We start from the raw sequence: 20620 nt of genomic DNA on the forward strand, positions 1-20620 counted from the left end.
GTCAGGCGTCGTCCTTCAAATCGAGCAGGGGGAGGTCGTCGGCGGTCACCAGACGTGAGGCGACGGCGTACTCGACGAGGCGCGCCCTGCGGTTGGTGGCCTGGGATCCGGAGTCGCCGCGCAGGCCCTTGACCCCGATCCGGTCGAGCTTCTCGCACACGTTGTCGAGCTTGCGGTTGAAGCGCGTGGTGGCCCAGCCGAGCCGCCGGGCCGCGGCGGCGGAGCTGGGGATCTCGCTCAGTCCGCTGCCCTCACGGCGCAGCATCGGCTCGGCGAGCGACACGATGAGCTGGCGCTGGCTCGTGGTGAACCGGATGGCGCCGATGGTCGTGGCCCCGGTCCCCGCGTCGTCGTCGGACGAGATCTCGTGGTACGGCGCGTCCTCGAGGTGCAGGCTGAGCTCGTAGGTGGTGGGGCCGGCCGTGAACACCACGGAGGTGCTGGGGAAGACGATGGGCAGGCGGTTGCCCGGGGGCAGCCAGGACTGGACGCCGCCACCGGCGTCGCACACCGTGGCGGAGATCAGCGAGCCCACGTTCGACAGCCACCAGATCCCGTCCTCGTGCGACACCCGCAGGAAGCGGCGATGGAGGTACGGGTTGTCGTCGACGGTGAGGTCGCCCTCGCGGCCGATGTCGAAGGTGTCGCTGTCGCCCTCCGGGCGGAACCACTCGCCGCAGAACTCGATCGACAGCGAGCTCATCCGTCGGCCCCCGCGGGGGCGACGCAGTCCTCCGCCGGGTCGGACACCTGGTTGTCACGCATCATCACGACGTGGACGCACGTGTCGCCGGGCTCCCGCGGCACGGTGACCGTGGTCTTGTTCCCGACGGACTCGTAGATCGGCGTCTCCTCGGACAGGCTCCGCACCAGGTACCCGAACTCGTCGCCCTCCTCGAAGGCCTCCGGGCGCTCCCAGGTCACGACGACCTGGTCGCCGTCCGGCTCCGCCGTCACCCGGAGCGGAGGCGCCAGATAGTTGGGCACGATGTCCTCGCCGAACTCCCCGACGCCCGTCTCGGCGACCGCCGGCCCGCCGTCGTCGTCCTGGCCTTCCCAGGGCCTCAGCAGGAACACGAGGATCCCGATCCCGACGAGCGCGACGGCTCCCAGGATCGGCGCCACGAGCCGCCACGGGCTCGGCTTCGGCTCCTCCTCCTGAGGCGCGGGTGCGACGTACTCCTGCGCGCCCTGTTGCCCGGCGGGCAGCGACGTGCGCGCGACCGTCTCCTCGACGGTTCCGACGCCGGAACGGTCACCAGCGACGAACGGCAGGTCGGGCGCCGAAGGGCGGCCCATGGACGACGACGGCGCCCCGGCGTACGGCGGAGCCCCGGCACCCGTCGCAGCGGGCGGGCCGAAACCGCCCGCGGGCGGGGCGCTCGGCACGAAGCCGGGCGATGCGCCCGGCCCTGCCGGCGGGGCCTGCGCGGGACGCGGCCCCGGCGGTGCCTGCTGCCCCGGGTCGATCGAGACGACGTTGCGGAACCGCGTGCCGTCCTGCTCGTCGTCCTCCTCCTGGTGCATCTGGCCGGACTCGTCGAGGATGTCGATCGTCGTCATGTCGCGCGACATCTCGACCTGGACCTGCTGCAGTGCCCGGGCGAAGGCCAGCGCCGTCGGGTACCGCGACGCGGGCCGCTTGCTCATGGCCGTGGCCAGCACCCGCTCCAGGGAGGGCGGTACGTCGGAACGCCCGAGCGCCGGCAGCGAGCCGGTCTCGATGCGCGCGATGAGGTCCGCCGAGCGGTTCGAGCCACCCGGGACCTCGAACGGGGTCCGGCCGGCCAGCAGGGTGTAGCAGGTGGCGGCGAGGCCCCACACGTCCGTCGCGATCCCGCTGACCGGCGGGTCCTGGAACGACTCCGGCGGCGACCACGGGATCGACATTCCCTCGGCGGCCGACGCCTCGTCGACGGTGGAGGCGATGCCGAAGTCGGTCAGCACGGGATGCCCGAACTGGGTGACCAGGATGTTCGCCGGCTTGATGTCCCGGTGCAGGATGCCCAGACGGTGTGCGGTCTCGACCGCGCCCGCGATCTGGATCGTCGTGCGCAACGCCTCCGCCACGGAGAACCGTTCGCTGCGGTACCGCGCGCCGAGGTTCGGGCGGGAACAGAACTCCATCGCCAGGTAGGGGCGGCCGTCCCCAGCCGTCGCCGCCTCGTACATGGTCACGATGGACGGGTGGTTGCCGAGCGTGGCCATGAGGTCGGCCTCGGCGTCGAACGTCTCCCGCTGGGTGGCGCTCGACCACTCCTTGAGCAGCACCTTGATCGCCACCTGGCGACGCGGGCGGCGCTGCTCGTAGAGGAACACGTCCGCGAAGCCGCCCGAACCGATGACCCTCTTGAACTCGTAGCCATCGATCTGGGGCGGCGCGGACGGCGCTCGCTTGCTGCTCACCTGGTTCCTTTCGTGTCTGCTCTTCGTCGAGTGGACGGTGCCTGCGGGCTCTGGGGCGTGAACCCCACAGATACCGTGCGCTCAGCGGGGAATCCGGAGATTCACCAGATCCCCTCGAACTTGAGGGTCACACCGTCGCCCAGGTCGACCACGTCGCCGTCCGCCACGATCTCCTTCTCGTTCGGGTGGAGACGGCGCGGCGGCTGCCCCGGGCGGATCAGCGTCGTACCGTTCGTCGTCGCCATGTCCGCCACCAGGACGTGCCACTCCTCGAGCGACACCTCCAGATGCGAACGCGAGATGTCCTGGTTGGGGCTCGAAACGGTCACGAGCCGGGGGATCTCCGACGCGGAGGTGGTGGAGGTCCGTGGTCGGCGTCCCACGATGACTCCGCGATCGAGCTGGATGATCTGCTCTCCGCGGGCACCGGCGGCGCCCGCCTGCGCGGACCCGGCCGTCACCACGAGCCGGCCCAGTGGCGGGCGTGCCGCGGTCGACGGCTCGCCCGACAGTCCCTCGCCGCAGGTGCGGCACGTCGGCCGCGCGGGCGGGTTCGCGTGGCCGTTCGGGCACGTGACGGCGAGGATCTGGACGCCCCCCGAGAGCGGCTGCGGCTCGGCGGCAGGAGCGGGTGCCGCCAGGCCGGCAGAGCCACGCAGGGCGGCGAGGTCGGACTGCATCACCGTGTGCCCGTCGTGGTCGTCCGGTTCCTCCGCCTCGGGCGCGTCCACCGCCGCGGCGCGGTGGGCGGCGGCGGGCGTCTCACCGGGCACCGCGGGCGAGGAGCCCGGGAAACCACCCGGGATCGCGGAGATCAGGCTCGGCGCTTCCCAGGCCGCACCCGGTTCGTCCGCGGTCTCCGTCGCGGTGTGCGCTCCGGCTCCCGCGGGCTCGGCGGCAGGCGCCGGCTCGACCACGGGCACGGCGGTGGCGGCGGGCCCGGCCGCGGCCGGGCCCTCGGCGTCGTCCTCGTCCTCCTCCGGCGCACGCACCGCGGCGTCCTCGACACTGCGCATGATCGTCTCGCCGAACAGGTGCTCGTACTCGTCGTCGCCACCGATCTGCGTGGCCTCGGGCACCGGGCTGTCCGGCCCCGCCGACGTCGGCGGCGCGAACGACGGCCCCGGGCCGGCGTCCGCGCTCTCGGCGGGCTCGGGCGTTCCCGGGTCCGGAGCCGGCGGTGGCGGCGGGACGGGCGGCGTGCTCGCCACGCCGGGGATTCGCGCGAAGACCGACGCCTCGTCGGGCTCCGCCGCGGCGGCGGGGTCCGCCGACGAGCGCGACGCCGGCGGACCCGTGAGGGCGCCCTCCGAGGCCTCCCGCACGAGTATCCGGCGGACGGACGCCACCGGAACCACCGCGGACTCCACCGGCAGCCCGCCCTCGAGGGACGGCTCTGCCCCCCGGCCCGTCGCGACCGCCGCCACGAACGACGTCGGCTCCTCGATGACCTGCTCCGACCAGGACACGACGTTCTGCCCGGTGACCTGGACCGGACCCGCGGCCGTGGCCACGGTGACGTCGGCTCCCGAGCCGCGCACGGCCACGTGCGCGGCCCCCGTGGACTGCACGGCCACCACGGCGAACGGCGGCACGGCGCGCAGGCCTCCCGGAACCGACGTGAGCACGCCGAGGGCGGCCGCGACACCGTCGGACGCGCCGTCCAGTTCGGTCCACAGCTCGGTCAGCAAGGCGTCGTCGGCCTCGTCGGGGAGGACCACCACGGTCTCCCCCCGGATCACCGCGCGGGCGGGTCCCTCGGTGTAGTGCACAGTCATCTCGGTCCCTCCGGCGTCTCGGTCAGCCGCCGCTTCGTGGTTGCGTGTCTTCCATCACTCGTCTGCCGCCCGGCACGACGTCGTGGTCGCGCTCGGCGGTGACACCGTTCGTGTCGTGGGGAACCCCCGTCACATCCACGACGAGCACCGTCACGTTGTCACGACCACCCGCCTCGAGGGCGGAGTCGACCAGTTCCTGGGCAGCGTTGCCCGGGTCGGGCACCGCGAGCAGGATCTCGCGGATCTGCTCGTCGTCAAGCTCGGCCGTCAGGCCGTCCGAACACACGAGGATCCGCTCGTGTGCCTCGACCGGAACATACCGGAAGTCCGCATCGGGCTCGTCGGGCCCTCCGAGGGCCCTGGTGATGACGTTGCGCCGGGGGTGGTGGCGTGCCTCCTCGGCCGTGAGCATGCCGGCGTCGATCAGTTCCTGGACCTCGGAGTGGTCCACGCTCATCTGCTCGAGCTCACCGTTGGAGAGCAGGTACGTCCGTGAGTCGCCGACGTTCACGATGAGCCAGTACGGAACCCCGTCGACGTACGCCAGCACGGCCCCCGTGAGCGTGGTGCCGGCGCCGCGCCCCTTCGGCCCCGTCTCGATCGCTCGCACCTCCTTCTGGGCGACGTCCACCAGGACGTCGACCAGCTCGGGCTCGATCGTGTCGGCCTCGAGGAGGAAGCTCAGCGCCCCCAGGGCGGTCGCGCTGGCGATGTCCCCGGCGTCGTGCCCGCCCATCCCGTCCGCCACGAGGAAGACGCCGTTCTCGGCGAGGTACGCGTCCTCGTTGATCTTCCGGCGCCGGCCACGGTCGGATGCGGCTCCCCACATCAACGACGGCCGGTTGTCGGAGTTCACCCCTCCGCCCCTGCGTGGACGACGACACGCCGGTCACCGAAGTGGATCGTCGACCCGACGGGCACGCGCACGCGCGCGCCGGCCTCGGCGACCCGCGGGGGCAGGCCCGGCACCGAGACCACGGTGCCGTTGGTCGAGGCCCGGTCCGTGAGCCAGAGTCCCGCCGAGTCCACGCCGAGCTCGGCGTGGTTCTTCGACACCGAACGCGTCGGGTCGGGGAGCTGGACCAGGCGCACGCCCGAGCTGCCCGGTGCCTGCGGGTTCCGTCCCACGAGAGTGGGGCCGTCGACGCGGACCATCTCGCCGGACTCCAGTTCCAGGACCGCACCGACGACCGGCGGCGGATCCATGGCACCGGTCGAGCCGGTCGGCATCTGCATGATCGTCTCGTCCGGCAGCTGCTCGGCGCCGGTCGCCTCCGGGGTGGGCGGTGCCGCGTGCTGGCCGCGGGAGCCCTGACCGTAGGTGCCGCCCTGCCGCTGCCCCGGGCCGTCGATGCTGACGGCCCGCGTCGGCTGCGAGTCACGCCGCTGCGGCTGCGAGATCGGCGGATACGGCGACGTCTCGAGCAGCGGATGATCCGGGATCGTGTTGGCGGCGGTGATCGGGCGCGGCGAGTTCGGCGTCGCCGGGGGCGACGGCGTGGACGCCGTCGTGGGCGGTGCGGCCTCGGGCGGGGACGACGGCGGCGCGCCGGGCAGCATCGGCTGCTGCGGTGCGGAAGGAGCTTGCTGGCCGGGCCACTGCTGGGACGACGGCTCCTGACCCGGCTGACCGGACCGCACGGGCGGGAAGGCCGGACCCGCCGGGACGTCCGTGATCAGCCCGTCACCGGGCGGCGGTGCCGAGGCCTTGGGGAACGACCAGGGATCCGGCTGCGCCGGGGCGCGCGAGCCGTCGGGCGTGAAGGACGCCGCGGCCGGCTGACCCGACTGCCGCGCCGGGTCGAACGTGGGCGCCTGGCCCGCGGACGACGCGGCCGAGTGCGCCTGTCCCGCCGCACGCAGTGCGCCCGGGCTGGCCTGACCGCCCGAGACCGCCGGTGCACCGGGGGCGGGCGTCCCCGGGGCCGGTGTGGCAGGGCCCTGGACGCTTCGTCCCGCACCGCCCTGGCCGGAGGTGACCCTACCGGGGGCGCGTGGCCGGGAGTCCGGGTCGAAACCCTCCACCACGGGCGCGGGCTTCTTCTTGGCGTCGATCACGACGGCGCCGGCCGCCTTGTCGTGCCAGCCCTGCTTGCGTCCGCTCTTGTCCCACAGCGGGCTGAGCAGCACGACCCAGGCACCGATGCCGCACACCAGACTTCCGGCACCGACGACGAGCACGCGCAGGACGATGCGCCAGAAACCGACCGGCTCCTGGCCCGCGGCCGACACCGTGCGGATCCCGAGCGCCAGGTTGCCGAGCGTCTTGCCGGACCTGCCCTCCCAGATCCACAGGGACAGGCCCCACAGGAACATGAGGCCGAGGCCGCCCCAGAGGCCCGCGACCAGTGTGGTGAGCATGGCGCGCTGCTCGTTCTCGTCGATGGCGATCACGCCCTCGGGCGGCTGCGCCATGACGAGGGCGATCCCGTACACGACGCCGAAGAGCACACTGCCCACGGCGCCGTCGAGCAGAAGCGCGACGATCCGCTTGCCGACGTGTGCGTACACGGGCTCGGGCTCGGCGGGCATCGGCCCCGGGTCCCGGACCGGGACGAACGTCCCGGTGTGGAACTCCTCGTCGATGCGGGACCCACCGTGGTGGTACGGGAGTTCCTGCCCGCCCTGGGACGTGCCGTAGCCGCCGCCCGCCATCTGCTGGACAGCACTCTGCGGCCCGGGCTGCTGCTCGACCACGGGCCTGCCGGTACGCGGGAACTCACGTCCGCACACCCCGCAGTACTGCGTCCCCGCGGCCTGGCGCGACAGGCAGCCGCTGCACACCACGTCCGTCATCGGTTCTCCTTCGAGCCTCGCTTCACCAAGTCCTGCAGGACCCCCCGCATGCCGCGTCCCCCCGCCATCCGCGCGCGAACGCTGCGCAACGACAGCGCTGCGGCGATCCTCTGCCGGGTGCCCACGGAAGAGCGTAGGCCGCCGAGGACCGTGTCCACCTCCTCCCAGAAGGAGTCGACCTCGGCCTGCGTCGGTTGCCTTCCGCTGAAGACCGTGGCGTCGGCCCGATGGGCAAGCATAAGCGTGCCTGGCGCCTCGTGCTTTGTCGCGATAAGTCCCGCGCCCTCGCGCCGTGTCGCCGACCGGGGCACCGAGGTTCCCATGTCGGTGACCGCGTCGACGACCTCGTGCCAGCCACCGCTGAACCGGTCCGCGAGCTCCTCCGCGGTCCGCCGCCGGGTTCGGCGGCGGGCCTTGTGCGCGAGGATGAGCAGGATCGGGAGCAGCACCAGGGCGAGCGGGATGGCCACCGCCAGCACGATGGTCAGAAGCATGGCCCAGTCGAAGCCCTCGTTGTCGGCCTCGTCCTGCTCCTCGTCCTCGACACTGCCGGCCTTGTTCTGCTCCGGCTCCTCCGGCGGCTCCGGCTCCTGGAGCACCGGGGGCTTGGGCACCTCCTGGGTCTGCGGTTCCGGCTGGATCTTCGTGTCCTCGTCGGGGTCCACGTCGATCGGCACCCAGCCGTACCCCTCGAACGGCACCTCGATCCACGCGCTCACGTTCTCGCCCCGGACGAGCCACTCCTCGCCGGCGGCACGATCGGACTCCTCGTCCTCCTCGAAGCCCATGACGACCCGTGCGGGAATGCCCGTCTGGCGGGCGAGGAGGGCGAACGCGACGGCGAACTGCTCCTCGTCGCCGATCATGTCGTCCTGCTCGAGCAGGTTGTCGATGCGCTCGGCGGCATGGCCGGGGCGCGACGGCGGCTGCCCCTCCAGGCCGCTCGACAGGATGCCGCCCGCTTCCAGCGCGTCCCGGATGAAGAACAGCTTGGCGGCGGGATCGGTCTCCTCACCGATGTACTGCGCGACCTTGGAGGAGACGTTCGCCGGGAGCGACCGCTTCTCGGTGTCCGGGAGCTCGACCTCGGACACCGTGGCGTCCGCGAGCTCCTCCTCCGAGGGGTACGTCGTGAGCAGGGTGTCGAGCTGGTACGTGTCCCCCGGCTTCACTCCGGCCAGGGTCACGGCGGTCTCGGTCTCGCTGTTGTAGTAGGTGCCGACGCCCTGGTCCGCCGCGCGTGAACCGGTCCAGGTCACTCCCGTGAGGGCGCCGACCTCCGGCACCCACACGTCGTCGTACGCGAGCGAGGTCACCTGGATCGTGGCGGGGTCGCCCTGTGCCGCGGTGACGATCTCCTGGCCCACGCGCGTGAAGACGCCCGTGGCCCCGCCGCTGCCGGCCGCGTCGTACACCACGCCGTCGTACTCGTCGAGCGTGGCCAGGCGGATGCGTGCGTTCTCGGGCAGGCCGGAGACCCGGAGGATCTCGGTCTCCTTCTCGTCCTTGGCGTAGTGCCGGAAGGTGGCGAGCGGCGTCGAGAAGTCGTGGAGGTCCTTCGGCGGAACGATCTCCTCGCGCAGCACCGTGCGCGGGCTGTCCGGCAGGAGCGCCGGCCCCGCGAATCCCGCGGCGACGGCCGCCGCGCCGAGGATGACCGCACCCGTGCGGACGCGGTACCAGACCAGACGGCGCGTGGCCTCGCGGCTCTGCTCGGTGCTGATGGAGTGGGTGCCGACCCGGGCCCCCATCGCCCGGACGCCACCCCACAGCAGCCCGACGACGGCGATCACGAGACCCTGCACGACCGGCAGCGCGGTCTCCAGGGTGCCCAGCAGGATGACGCCGGCGAGACCGACCATGATCGGCAGGAGCGCCCAGGAAGCGTGCCGCACACGGAGCGCGATCGACGCGGCGACGAGCGCCACGAGCAGCATCATCAGATACGGCACGATCGCCAGGTCGGGGAAGGAGTACAAGGGCGGGACGGTCGTGACGAAGGCCTTCCAGCCCTGGATCGCACCCAGCAGGAGGTCCTGCAGGGTGGTCAGGCTCGGCACGACGCCGCCGAACGCGTCACGAGGCAGCGCGAGCACCGCGCCGAACAGCAGGTAACCGACGATGGCGAGCGCGGCCACCGTCACGGCGGGCCAGCGGCGCCACGCGCACAACCACGCGATGGACAGGCCGAGCACGGTGCCGCCCACCGCGGGCAGCAGATATCCCGGCGTTCCCCAGACCGGACCGAAGCCGACGACGATCGCCCCGCACATGACGGTGAGGGCACCGAGGTCGAACCAGGCGCCCTTCTTCAGCGCGCGCGGGCGCGCCGCGTCGGCACGCCGGGTGGTGCCGCTGCCCCTCGTGCTCGATCCGGTGAGGCCGGACGGACGGCGGGCATCCGGGTTGATCCCGCGGCGCGCGCCGCCGCGGGTGGTCTCGTCGTGGCTCATCCCTCACTCATCTTTCGCAGCGCGAGCGGCAGATCGCCGAGCTTGCCGAGCGTCAGCACGCCGAGCTCCGCGATGGCGTGCCGGGACAGCGAGGCCCCCGGAACGCACTGGATCGCCATCACCTGCACGCCGACGGGCAGCCGTGCGGAGGCGGAGCGCAACTCGGTCGGGGTGACGAGGCTGCCGGTGATGAAGGACATCACCGACGCGTCGTTGATCGTGGTGCCCGCGATCCTGGCCAGGTCGGCGAGCGTGGTCCGCGTGGACGTCAGCTCGATCCTCGACAGGTCGTCGAGCAGCCGGGTGCGGTGGTCCCCACGCAGGTTGCCGGCGTCGTTCACCATCACCGTGACGCCGCGGTCCTCCCGGATCGCCTGAAGGCCCAGGGAACCGCAGACACTGACGGCGAGCTCGAACTCCTCCTCGCTCGCGTAGTCCTCGGCCCGCGTGCTCAGCAGCACCGCGAGGTGCGAGCGCCGGGTCTCCTCGAACTGACGGACCATGAGCTGCCCGGTGCGTGCGGTGGTCTTCCAGTGGATGTGCCGGCGGTCGTCACCGGGCACGTAGTCGCGCAGCGCGTGGAAGGACACGTCCGAGTTGGAGATGTCCTGGGTGACCCGGCCCTCGAGGTCCTTGAAGAACCCGGTGTTGGATCCCATCAGGTTCTTCACCTGCGGGTGCACGAACAGTTCCTCCGGCTCCGTCCACGTGACCTCGCGGCGCAGCAGGCCGAGCGGGTCGGCACGCACGGACTTCACGGGGCCGACCACGATGACGCTGCGGCGCCTCGTCGGGATCGTGAAGATCTCCTCGTGCGCTCCCCCGCCCCGCAGGCGGGGCACCGGGAAGGCGGCGGTCCCCGTACCGACCGGCAGCTCCATCACCGAGGGCAGCACCGGCCGCCGCGCCTCGTTGCGCACGTCGAGGCGTCCGACCGCGCGATCGCCGACGGTGACCCGGCGCTGGGCCAGGTCGAGCACCACGGTGTACCGGAACCTGCCGAGCACGAACGCGGTCGCCGCGATCAGCGTGACGGTGAGCACCACCGCGGCGACCAGTACCTCGACCCAGGACAGCACGAGGCCCGCCACCCACGCCGCCACGGCCGTGACCAGAACGGCCAGGCCGAACCCGCTGAACGCCTCCGTGAGCGGTCGGAACCGTTCCCGCACCGCGGAGAGTCCTCGCCCGGCCGCGCCGGAGAACGTCACCCAGCCGCGACGGACGGCACGGCGTGCGTCGGCGGCTCGCGCCCCGGGGCCGCGTGAGGCCTCCGGGCGCTTCCCGTATCCCGGCCGCGACGTCGCACTCGTGGTGACGGGCGGCCGGGTCGCCGTCGTCGTCATGCCGACACACGCTCCTGCGGAGCGGCGACGTCGGACAGGATGCGGCCCAGGATGATGTCCGGCTGCGCGCCGGCGAACTCCGCCTCGGGGTCGAGCACGAAGCGGTGCGCCCAGACCGGCTGCGCCAGGTCCTTGACGTCGTCGGGCAGCACGTAGTTGCGGCCGTGTGCGGCCGCCCACACCTTGGTGCAGCGCACCAGGGCGAGGGCACCTCGGACGGAGACGCCGATGCGTGCCTCGGGAGCGTTGCGGGTCTCCTCCGCGAGACGGGAGACGTACTCCAGGACGGCCGTGTCGGTGTAGACGGTGTGCGCCAGCGCCGACATCTCCGTCACCGCCTTGGTGGTGATCAGCGGCTGCAAGGCCTTGCTGCGGTCCTTCACCGAGGAGCCCGACAGGATCTCGACGGTGGAGGCGTGGTCGGGGTAGCCCACCGAGGTCTTCATGAGGAAGCGGTCGAGCTGGGCTTCGGGCAGACGGTAGGTACCGGCCTGCTCGATCGGGTTCTGCGTCGCGATGACCATGAACGGGTTGCCGACGCCGTGCCGCACGCCGTCGACGGTGACCTGGCCCTCTTCCATGACCTCGAGCAGGGCGGACTGGGTCTTCGGCGAGGCACGGTTGATCTCGTCGGCCAGCACGATCGACGCGAAGATCGGGCCCTGGTGGAAGTCGAACTTGCCGGTGTTCTGGTCGTAGATCGTCACGCCGGTGACGTCGGACGGCAGCAGGTCCGGGGTGAACTGGATGCGGTTGTGCGTGCCCTGGACGGACGCCGCGATCGCTCGGGCCATGGCCGTCTTGCCCGTACCCGGGGCATCCTCCAGCAGGAGGTGCCCCTCGGCGAGCATGCACGTCAGCGCCAGTCGGATGACCTGGGACTTACCCAGCACCGCCTGCCCGACGTTGCCGACCAGACGGTCGAAGGTCTGCGCGAACCACGCCGCCTGTTCCGGTGTCATCGTGCTGGTGCTCATGTGTCCTTACTTCCTCGTTTCATGGGAGATCGTGTCGTGTCCTGCTCGTCGTGTCGGGGCGGCTTCGCTCACCACGTCGTCCTGGCGTACGCCTGGCCGTCGATCACCACACCGACCCGGGTACCGGGGTAGCCGTAGAAGCACCTCAGCTCGATCGAACCGGACCCGCCGAAGGTCCGGGTCTCTCCGGCGCCACCCGGCCGGGTGCTCCCGTCGATGATGTTGTGCCAGCCCGGGGTGTCCGGGTTGGTCTCCGACCAGCACTCGACCCGGTGACTGCCACTGGGGAAGTCGCTGTAGTTCACCTTGTAGTACGCGCACGACGAGTGGGTGCAGTCGCCGTTGCTGACCCTGGAGCCGTGCACCACCGTGGCCTGGGGGTCGGGGGCGGACACGGTCGTACCCGTGGCCGACGCCCAGCTACCGCAGCCGGCCGCGTTGCAGGCACGCGCCTGGAGCCGGTAGGTCCTGTCGTAGCCGTTGTTGCCGACGGTGATATTGGTCGGCCAGCCACCCTGCTGGATCGTGCCCGAGTTCGACCACGAGCCCGAAGCCTGCCACTCGATCCGCTGCACCGCACGCCCACCGTCCGAGCCCGGGCCCCGCACCGTGAAGTAGCCGCCCTGGCCGTTGCCGGACCGGTGCCACGTGACCCCCGGGGTGCCGGGCACCGTGTACGGGGTGACGGCCGGGCTGGACTCGCCGGACCAGGCGGAGCACGCTCCCTGGGCGTTGCACGCCCGTACGCTGAACGTGTAGGCGGTGCCGTTCGAAAGGCCCTGGTACGTGTAGGACGTACCGGTGATCGGGCCCTTGGGGTTCGCCTGGTTCGCGCGCACCTCGTAGTACCCGCCGGTGCCGCGGAAGTCACCGATGCCGCCCCAGCTCACGTCGGCCTGCCCATTGGTGTTGCCGCCGAGCCGGGCACTCGGCGCACCGGGACGGTCCGGCGTGCCGTGCGGCAGGACGGCGTTGGACTGCGGGCTGGTCTCGGACTCGCCGGCCTTGTTCTCGGCCGTCACCTGGAACGTGTAGCTCTTGTCGGTGTCCAGGTTCTCCACCGTCTGACTGGTGGCGGCGATGTCCGGGAGCGTCTCGACCACCGAGCCCCCCTGCAGGATGTCGAGGTCGTAGCTCTTGATCGCGTCGCCGTTGTTCGCCGGTGCCGTCCAGCTGACCTCGACCTGGCCGCCCAGGTTGGTGTTGACGCGTGTCGCGGTCGGGGCGGCCGGCTGCTCCGGCGGGCCGGCCGGAACCTCAGGAGCCGACGGGTCCGACCACTCCGAGGGATCCGGCGCCTGGTTCTCAGCTTGCACGCGCACCGTGTACGCGGTGCCGTTCTCCAGACCCTCCCAGGTCGTGCTGGTTCCCTGGAGGCACTCCTTCTGGATGGCACCGCCCGGTGGTGCGGGTGAGATCTCCAGGTTGACGCAGTCGATCGGCGAGCGGTCCGTATAGGTCTTGTTGACCCAGGAGACCTCCAGGGACTGGTCACCGAACTCCAGCTCGGGGGGAGCAGGCTGATCCGGCTTCTCGTCCGGACGCGCCTCCTGCGACGCCGGCGACGCCTCACCCAGCCCCACCTCGTTCTCCGCCTGCACCGTGAACGTATACGTCACATTGTTCGTCAATCCCGTCACCGTGCACGTCGTCGTCGGACACCGCTGCTCATCACCCTGCGACGACGTCACCGTGTAACTCTCGATCGGCGCACCGTTGTTGTTCGGCTCGTCCCACGTCAACACCACGGTCTGCGACCGCACCTCCTCCACCCGAGGTGCCCGCGGCGCCTCCGGCTTACCGAGCACCGTCAGGTTGATCACCCCGTCGACGTGCCGGTCCGGGTCCTTGGTGGCGTCCTGCACGGTGTACTTGACCCGCATCGCGCCGTGGAAACCTTCGTCGGGGGTCACCACGACCTGGTCGCCGCTGTAGCTCGCCGTTCCGCTACCCGTTTCCACCACGGGCACGCCGAACAGCTCGAGCGGTGTCTCCGGGAACGGGTTGGTGTCGTTGGCCAGGACGTCGATGTTCTCCGCGACGCCCTCGTGCGCACCCTCGACGACATCCTCACCCGTGACCGCCAGCGGTCGCGTCGAGGCGACCACCTGGACCGTCAGCGACCCTTCGACGGGATCGGTGTGACCGTCGGTCACCGTGAAGGGGATGGTCTGCGAGGCACCCTTGGTGACCGACGGCTCGGCCTGGGCCGTGACCGTGCTGCCCTGCACCGAGGCGGCCACACCGTCACCACTGTCCTTCACCTCGAACGTCAGCTTGTCGTTCTCCGGGTCCCGGACGTACGCACCCAGGTCGACCGCGCCCTCGTCACCGGCGGGTACCTCCAGCACCGGCGATCCCTTGATCTCCGGCGGCTGGTTCTCGGTGGCCCGGACCTCGATCGGCAGCGTGAGGGTGGCCTTGCGCCCTTCAGGATCCTCGGGGCTCTCGCGGTCGGTCACCTCGAAGCTCACCGACGCCGGACCGATGTAGTCCTCCTTCGAGACGTAGACCAGGTTCTCACGGTCCTCCACCTCGACCGAGCCCTCGACGGCGCTGACGGTGGACTCCTCCGTGATCCGTGGCTTCAGCCCTTCCTCGACCACCACGTACTCGGTCAGGTCGATCTGCAGCGGCTCGCCGCTGATCGCCTCGAGCGGCTCCAGACCCGGCTTCAGATGCGGGGTCAGCGAATCGCCGGGCACCCGGATGAACGCACTCGACTCCAGCCCGTCCATATCCGTCACCGTGTACGTCACGATCTGGAGGTCCGGGGTCAGGGGAACCGTGACCTTGCCGTCCTCCGACAACGTGGCGGCGCCCGCGTCGGTTCCCAGGCTCACCTCCAGGTCGGCAGCGACGCCGTCGGGGTCGACGTCGTTCGCCAGGACGTCCACCGTGACCGAGTCCTTCCCCACGACATCCGGGACGGACAGCACGTCGTCGTTCGCCACCGGAGGCAGGAGCGGCGCGTCGCGGGAGACCTTCACGGTGATCGCGCCCTGCGCCCGCGCCTTGTACGTGTCCTGGATGCCGTAGTAGAAGGGGTGTTCTCCGGCTTCGGAGGGAGCCGTCACGACGACCTGGTCGACGACGACGGCCGGCTCCAGGTCCCCGGTGCTGCCGAACAGGGACTCGACCAGACCGATCTCGTCACCATCCGGATCGGTGTCGTTCGCCATCGCATCGATCGCCACCGTCCGCTCCGGACGCACCAACGTCTCGTCATCCTGGGCGACAGGCTTCTGATTGGTTTCCGGCAACGGGGCGATGCCGACCCGGACGGTACCGATCCCCACCGCGCCACGCGTGTCCGTCGCACTGTAGGTGAAAGTATCGGTACCCACCGCATCAGGCGACGCCTCGAAGTCGATGAAACCGTCCGTGATCCGCGCACGACCCATCGTCGGAGCACCCGAGATATCCGACAGCATCACATAATCACCATCCGGATCAATCCCGTCCAACGGCACATCCACCCGCACCGTCCCACCCGACAACACCCGAGCAGTCACATCCGGCAACTGCGGCGCCGCATTCTCCTCGTCATCACGCACATTGATCGTGATCTGCGCCGAATCACGCTGCCCATTCGGATCACTCACCTCATAGACCGCATGAGCCACCCCCGCCTCATCACCCGCCTTGAAACGCACCACCTCCTCGGAGACGAACGCCTCCCCCATGTCGGCGCCCGGCTCCTCGACCAGCTCTCGGGTGAGTTCGATCGGCAACCCGTCCGGGTGGGAGTCGTTCTTCAGCACCGGGATCGTCACCGTGTCGCCCACGTGCACATCCACCTCGTCCGCACCGGCCTCCGGCGGACGCAGACGGTCCGACGTCGGGATCGGCACGACGTGCACCTCGCCGTCGGCGGCCGCTTCGCCGTTCGACACGGTGTAGCCGATCGTCACCGTGGACTCGAGGCGACGGTTCTCGGTGATCTTGAGCACCTGATGATCCAGCACCGCCACCGTGAGACCGGAATCCTCAGGAACATCGATCTCCTGCACGACAAGCACCCCACCCGCCGGATCGGTGTCGTTCGCCAGCACGTCCACCAGACCCTCACCACCCTTGGGCAGGAGCACCTGATCCGACACCACCACCGGCTTGCCCGCGTCACTCGGCGGCTCGAGAACGTCGACCCGCACCAGGCCCGTCACCGTGGGGTTGGGGCCGTCGCTGACGTAGTAGGGGATGTCGTACGAGCCGGGCTTCTCACTGACGAACCGGAAGGTGCCGGCCGTGTGGTTGGGCGTGATCTCCACCGACTCGGCGTTGCCCACCTCGACCAGCCGGAGCCGGTCCTCATCCGGGTCGGAGTCGTTCGCCAGGGGGCGCACCGTGACCGGTTCACCCACCAGCGTCGTGACATGGTCCTGCACCGGGATCGGCGGCTGGTTGTCCGCCTCGACCTGCACGTTGACGACGCCCTTGGTCACCGCTCCCTCACCGTCCGACACGGTGATGTCGACGATCTTGCGCCCGGTCGCGCCGCCGCCGTCCAGGAACTCGAGCGTCCCGTCCGGACGGGAACGCACCTCGTCGTTCGGGTCCTTCGTCGTGGCCGTCGACAAGAACAGGTCGTCCCCGTCCGGGTCGCGGAAGTACGGCAGCACGTTGATCTTCGCCGTCCCGCCCTGGGCCGCCTTGAGCACGGGCCCGGAGACGTCGTCGGCCATGAGGGCGGGAGCCTCGTTCTCCTCCGCCGGCCGGACCGTCAGGGTGACGTCGGCCTCGGCGGTACCGTTCTCCCGGCCGTCGTCCACCTGGTACGTGAACGTGATCGTGCCCGTCGCGTCCGCCGGCACGTTCGCCTGCAGGGCGGCGCCGTCGAGCACGCGATCCACGGTGACGCCCGAGCTTCCCTCCGGCCCCTCCAGGACGGAGGCGGTCATGACGTCGCCGTCCGGATCGACGTCGTTTCCCAGCACGTTGAGCACCGTGGTGCGTCCGGCACGCACGCCCAGGTCGTCGTCCTCGGGCTGTGGTGCCTTGTTCGGCTTGTCGCGGTCGGCGACCGTCTGGTCCACCTGCTCGAAGACGGTCTCCTGAGAGTCCGTCTCCTCGCCCTCGTCGTCCTCGTTGTCCTTCAGGTCCCAGTCGTCGACCTTCCGGTACTGCTCGGTGGGCAACCAGAGATTGCCCCCGATCACGTCGTTGAGAATGATCCGGTCGCGATTCGTCCGGTACTGCAGGACCGCACCCGGCGCGAGGCCTTCGAGTGTCTGGCGGTCGTCCGAGTCGGTCCCCGGGCAGTCGCGGATCACGTCGCCGGTGGTCGACCAGGCGCCGTAGGTGCAGCCCCCCACCTGGACGGGAGCGGCGGGAGAACCGGACGCCGGCTGCTTGAGCGCGTCACTGCCGTCCAAAGGCTGGCTGACCAGGGAATCGGGGGTGGCGACAGCCGCCGTGTCCGACTCACCGGACGGCTGCTGGAGCTGCGCCTCGCCGAAACCCTCGACGCGGATCCGGTCGCCGCCCGGGATGATCAAGGTCTCGGCCGTACGGTCGAGCACCACGGGCCGGTCACCGACCGCGGAGACCTGCAGGTCCGCGCCCTCCTGGACGCTGATGCGCTCGGTTCCGACCTCGCCCGGAGTGCCCCTGCCGCTCGTCGGGACGACCGTCAGCTGCCCCCCTTCGGCCGTCGTGGCCACATAGACGGTGCCGTCCGTGCCCACCGCGAGGGCGCCGCCCGTGCCGATCTCGGCGGTCGGATCGAGCTTCTCCTCGTCGAACGCCTGGGCACCGTCGAACGGCAGCACCCACAGACGGCCCGACTCGCCGTCGTAGACCGCCGACGTCGCACCACCGGAGGCAACCTGCGCGCCCGCCGGCAGCGCCAGCGTGCCGTCGAGCTGAAGATGCGCCGGATCGACCGGGCTAGCCTCCGAGGCGCCGTCGTCGTCCAGAAGGACACGACCGCCGTCCTGCGAGACGTCGAACGTCGTGGAGTTCGTCGCCATGATGCCGTCGATCGAACCGGCCTCGAAGTTGTACCGGCCCAGCTCACCATGACTCACCCGGGTCACCCAGATCCCCGAGTCGTTCAGCACCACATCAGCGGTGGCCTCACCGTCATACCAGAGCGCCAGCGCGACCAGGGCGCCGGAGAAAACAGCGACCACACCCGCCGACGCGACCGCACGCTTGTTCTCCATGAGACGCGACACCAGGGACACGAGTCTCCTCCTCGACTACAACGTTGTGGTGGCCGACCTGGGCACGGGCTCCGCACCCCGCGCTGCCCCGTCCCGGCCTGTCCGAATCATCTGGTTTAATCCGCCCAGATTCCGGAGATCACCCTACAAGCAGCCACTGACACGCGGACAGGGAAGGGCACGGGGAGATCTCCCCATCCGCAGGATCTACACAGTCCTGGGGTCATTCCGGGGCGATGACCGCCGCCGATTCGGCCCTGCCCGAAACGACCGACTACTCGTCAGAACTCTCGATCACGCCCCAGGAGCCTCACCCGGCTGCCCGCTCCCAGGCCCCACCGCGCGAAGCTGCCGGCCGGCGCCTCCAGGACAGCCCGCACGCCCCGTCGTGTCGCCGAGAAGCCCCAGGGCCGCAGCACCTGCGCGTGCAGCACCTCGCCGTCCCGGTCCAGCAGTGCCACGTCGAGCGGCACACTCATCCAGGCACCATGGACGGACGAGCACGGCCGCAGGACGAGCGCCTCGGGCAGTTCGCGCCGGAACAGCAGGCCGCGCGCCCGGGTCAGTACCGTGTCGGCAACCTCTGCCTCGGCGACAGGGTCGCCGTCCACCACAAGCGTGGACCGTTTCATCGCGTCCCCTTCCGTTCACGGACCCTTGGTCCACGCAGAATCTTTCACACCGCTTTCTCGATGACTGGTGGGGATTTCTACCACGCACGACCGGCGCGACATAAGTGTCGTCCGCGCGACAGCCTTGCGTCAGGTTTTCCTCTCGTCCCGAAAGCCCGTTCGCCGATGACCGATCGGGCATCCGCGGTGTGCACTTCGTGACTGGTTCGCACGACGCCCTTTCCGGACACCACGGGCGTCGACCCCTTTACTTCCGGGCTCGCCATCGTTTTCGACCGCCCGAGGTCGGCCACGCCCCCTGCCCGGTTCCGCGGAAACGATGACCGTTCGGCCACGGGCATCCTTGACGGTCAGCAACTCGCCCGCCAACATCCACCTTGGGACCGCTGAAATGGCCTCTGTCACAGTTCCCCACTCACCGGGAGCGAGCGGCGGGAGCCAGGACGACGGCGCCCCGGAACACGCAGCCCATACATCTGGAAAAGCCCGGGACCGATTTGTTAGTTCCACTCACAAGCGGTCCGGCACATGGAGGGGGACATCGTGCTCGTCGTCGCGATCGGTGCGCCGGATGGCGTCCACGCCGCCGTCCACCGCGCCGATCCGACGCTGGAGTCCGTGGTGGCTGCCATCCGCCGCCTGCCCGTGGACGACATCGTCGTCGCCACGCGTGACGAGGAGGCGCGCAAGGTCGCACGGGCCGCTCGTCTGGTGCTGGGATCCGAGCGGCTCGCCCTGCTGCACCTCGACGTCCACCTCACTGCCTGGGCCCTCGTGCTCGCCGGCCTGACCACCCCCGCCCTCCCGGCGGCATCGGCACGGGCGGTGGCGGACGACGTCCTCGCCCACGTGTCGACCCGGGCCATCGTCTCGACCGTCACGTCCCTGGAGAAGCCCGCGCCGACGTTCCGCCAGCACGCCGGCAGCCTTCTGCCCACCTCGGCGTTCGTGGTGGACCCTCGCCGCGGGACCGTCGGGCGGTTCCTCGGTCACCTCGGGATACCGGACGGGGAGACGATCGCCGTCGCTCACTCGCCACGGCCCGTCGTGCCGGAGGCGCACGACCTGCTTCCCCACCCGGCCGACGTCGAGCTGGGCGGGCCGCAGGGCCTGAAGGCCGCCGAGTGGCCCGCACCACGGTGGTTCGAGGCATCGAGCCTCGATGCTCCGCTCACCTCCACCATCACCAACGTGGCCTCGGGGTTCTTCCGCTGGCCGGCCTGTGACGTCTGCGGCCGGGCGGCCCCGGAGTCGTGCCTCTTCTGCGATGTCGCCGCGCGACCCGCCCGGACCGGGCCGCGCGGCGGCATCGCAGGACCTACCCCCCACACCGAGCCCTTGGAGGCGGTCAATTGAACCCCCGGCAGCGACGCGGAGTGTTCCTTCTCGTCGTCACCTCCGTTCTCGCGGTCGCCGTGTTCGCCGGCGTCCTGTACTACGTGCGCACCGTGAGCACCCAGGTCGGCCCGATGACCACCGTGCTGCAGCTGAACCGCGCGGTGGAGGCCCAGGAGCCCATCGAGCCGGCGATGCTGGAGGAGGTCGAGATCCCGGAGCGCTGGGCGCCCGACTCCGCCCTGCACGACAAGGCCGACGTGGAGGGCCTCGTCGCAGCCACCGCCTACCGGCGGGGCGCGATGATCCAGACGGGCATGCTCGTCGAGCGCCCGATCGTGGAGCCCGGATTCCGCGAGGTCGCCGTGATCGTGGACGCCGAGACGGGTGTCGCCGGCAAGGTGAAGCCGGGCGACCGGGTCGACGTCATCGCGACGATGCGGGCGAACGGGGACTCGAAGAACCTCGCCCGCGTGTGGGTGTCGAACGTGCTCGTCGTCGAGGTCGGGATCCCGACCACGGTCGAGGAACCCGACGACATCGCCCCGAGCAGGGGTCTGCCGGTGACGTTCGCGCTGAGTACCGAGGACGCGCTGACCCTGGCCTACATCGAGACGTTCTCCGAGAAGATGCGCATCGCCCTGCGCGGCGCGGGTGACGACGAGGAGATCCCGTTCGATGAGCGGACCTTCAACGGCACCGTGTCCAAGAAGAAGCAGGAGGGCTGAAG

12 protein-coding genes are annotated in these 20620 nt (G+C 70.8%); 2 read left to right on the forward strand and 10 right to left on the reverse strand.

Annotated features, from left to right (window positions below; genetic code table 11):
* Position 1: 1 nt before the first annotated feature.
* From J0911_RS06820 to J0911_RS06865, 10 genes are all read right to left on the reverse strand, one after another.
* Positions 2-703: a hypothetical protein gene (locus tag J0911_RS06820; protein WP_207274682.1), complete on the reverse strand. Its 702-nt coding sequence runs from the start codon at positions 701-703 to the stop codon at positions 2-4.
* Positions 700-2406 carry a serine/threonine protein kinase gene (locus J0911_RS06825; RefSeq protein WP_207274683.1) on the reverse strand — a complete coding sequence of 569 codons (1707 nt, stop codon included), beginning with the start codon at positions 2404-2406 and terminating at the stop codon, positions 700-702. Before J0911_RS06825 ends, J0911_RS06820 begins: the two co-directional genes overlap by 4 nt.
* 101 nt (positions 2407-2507) lie before the next feature.
* A complete protein-coding gene (locus J0911_RS06830) occupies positions 2508-4184 on the reverse strand; it encodes an FHA domain-containing protein (protein WP_207274684.1) in 1677 nt (558 codons plus the stop codon).
* 22 nt (positions 4185-4206) lie between these two features.
* Complete coding sequence (locus tag J0911_RS06835) at positions 4207-5040, reverse strand: PP2C family protein-serine/threonine phosphatase (RefSeq protein WP_307864952.1); 834 nt, start codon at positions 5038-5040, stop codon at positions 4207-4209.
* Positions 5037-6980, reverse strand: coding sequence for an RDD family protein (locus J0911_RS06840; protein ID WP_207274685.1), 1944 nt, complete (start codon positions 6978-6980; stop codon positions 5037-5039). The genes J0911_RS06835 and J0911_RS06840 overlap by 4 nt, the downstream gene beginning before the upstream one ends.
* Positions 6977-9433, reverse strand: coding sequence for a transglutaminase TgpA family protein (locus tag J0911_RS06845; protein ID WP_207274686.1), 2457 nt, complete (start codon positions 9431-9433; stop codon positions 6977-6979). The genes J0911_RS06840 and J0911_RS06845 overlap by 4 nt, the downstream gene beginning before the upstream one ends.
* Positions 9430-10779 (reverse strand): DUF58 domain-containing protein, encoded by a 1350-nt coding sequence (locus J0911_RS06850; protein WP_207274687.1) that lies wholly within the window; start codon positions 10777-10779, stop codon positions 9430-9432. The genes J0911_RS06845 and J0911_RS06850 overlap by 4 nt, the downstream gene beginning before the upstream one ends.
* Entirely contained in the window at positions 10776-11756 is a 981-nt protein-coding gene (locus tag J0911_RS06855; RefSeq protein WP_242636344.1) for an AAA family ATPase, read from the reverse strand. Before J0911_RS06855 ends, J0911_RS06850 begins: the two co-directional genes overlap by 4 nt.
* A 68-nt stretch (positions 11757-11824) precedes the next feature.
* Positions 11825-17944 (reverse strand): Ig-like domain-containing protein, encoded by a 6120-nt coding sequence (locus J0911_RS06860; RefSeq protein WP_307864953.1) that lies wholly within the window; start codon positions 17942-17944, stop codon positions 11825-11827.
* Positions 17945-18204: 260 nt separating this feature from the next.
* Positions 18205-18555: a DUF192 domain-containing protein gene (locus J0911_RS06865; RefSeq protein ID WP_207274688.1), complete on the reverse strand. Its 351-nt coding sequence runs from the start codon at positions 18553-18555 to the stop codon at positions 18205-18207.
* Between the two features lie 528 nt (positions 18556-19083).
* On the opposite strand from J0911_RS06865, the gene J0911_RS06870 reads away from it, so the two are divergent.
* The gene (locus J0911_RS06870; RefSeq protein WP_207274689.1) at positions 19084-19911 is read left to right on the forward strand and encodes a hypothetical protein; all 828 of its coding nucleotides are present in this window, start codon (positions 19084-19086) and stop codon (positions 19909-19911) included.
* Entirely contained in the window at positions 19908-20618 is a 711-nt protein-coding gene (gene cpaB, locus J0911_RS06875; protein ID WP_207274690.1) for a Flp pilus assembly protein CpaB, read from the forward strand. Before J0911_RS06870 ends, cpaB begins: the two co-directional genes overlap by 4 nt.
* The last annotated feature ends 2 nt before the right edge of the window (positions 20619-20620 follow it).

The sequence above is a fragment of the Myceligenerans salitolerans genome (assembly GCF_017349295.1).
In the GTDB taxonomy this organism is placed as follows: Bacteria; Actinomycetota; Actinomycetes; order Actinomycetales; family Cellulomonadaceae; genus Myceligenerans; species Myceligenerans salitolerans.